This is a genomic window from Arthrobacter vasquezii (genome assembly GCF_029455255.1).
Taxonomy (GTDB): Bacteria; Actinomycetota; Actinomycetes; order Actinomycetales; family Micrococcaceae; genus Arthrobacter_D; species Arthrobacter_D parietis.
The window spans coordinates 1-908 of sequence record NZ_JAROKN010000129.1; the positions used below are offsets into that span (position 1 = coordinate 1).

At 55.6% G+C, this 908-nt stretch carries 2 protein-coding genes; both read right to left on the bottom strand.

Annotated elements, in window-relative coordinates:
• Window positions 1-236, bottom strand: a 236-nt coding sequence (locus P4U43_RS17925) for a hypothetical protein (RefSeq protein WP_277359953.1), incomplete at its 3' end; no start/stop codon positions are given.
• Between the two features lie 178 nt (window positions 237-414).
• A complete protein-coding gene (locus P4U43_RS17930) occupies window positions 415-687 on the bottom strand; it encodes a hypothetical protein (RefSeq protein WP_277359954.1) in 273 nt (90 codons plus the stop codon).
• Window positions 688-908 lie beyond the last annotated feature (221 nt).

The window sequence follows — 908 nt, forward strand, 5'->3', positions numbered from 1 at the left end:
GGTATCGCGTTGAGCATCTCTTCCCTCGTGAGGTCTTGAGGTGCTGCTAAAGTGGAGAAGCTCTCGGATGCTGAGGGTGACTTTTCAGACGCTACGTCCGGAGACGCTTGAGCGGGAATAGTAAACCCCGTGACAGCTAGTGTGATAGCCGCCAAATAGATGACAAATGATTTTCGAGACCTAAGATTTTTCACTGATGAGACTGCTTTCTGCGGTGCTGTAACCGTATTTTCCATGCGCGCAAGCTGAATGAATAGCAGCTTGGAAGGCAGCAGAAATAAAGATCATGAACAGGGCAATTTCCCCAAATCTGCCGTTCAATGTGATGTACTCAGCATCTGGCAATGCCGTGGCCTTACCTAGCAACTTCGTCGATCGTTACCGATAAGTTATTCGGCTGTAAGGCAAGCGCCGTCAGCCATTCTGAAGGTCTGGGTGGGCTAGGACGGTGGAGTAGCGACTTGCTCCGGCGATGCTTAGGCCGAACATGTCGCAGATGCGGCGGAGGTCGCCACCGCTGGCATGTAGTTCGTGGAGGATCCGGTCTTCGCGGGCTTGTTGGGCGGTCATCCCAATTGAGGTGGTGATCCACTGGACGCCCACCGGGGCGCTGTCCAGGGCTGTGCGCCTGCTGACGAAAACGTGCGGGTTCCTCGTTGACGGCCAGCGTTGTTCGCGGTAGGCCAACCAGAGGAAGATCCGCTCCCGTCCCCCGTGGGTTCAGGAAAACCGAAGCCTCCGTCGGTGGGAACCCAAGCGACCGAGCCTAAGTCCATCGGTAGGACACCGTGAGTTCGCCGCGTCGCTGATGACCGTCCTGCCGGGGACCACCTGCATGGTTGATCTGTAGATGACTTCGGATCGGTGCTGGCTCCTTTGGACGGTTATGTAAGTCATCAATTTTGTAT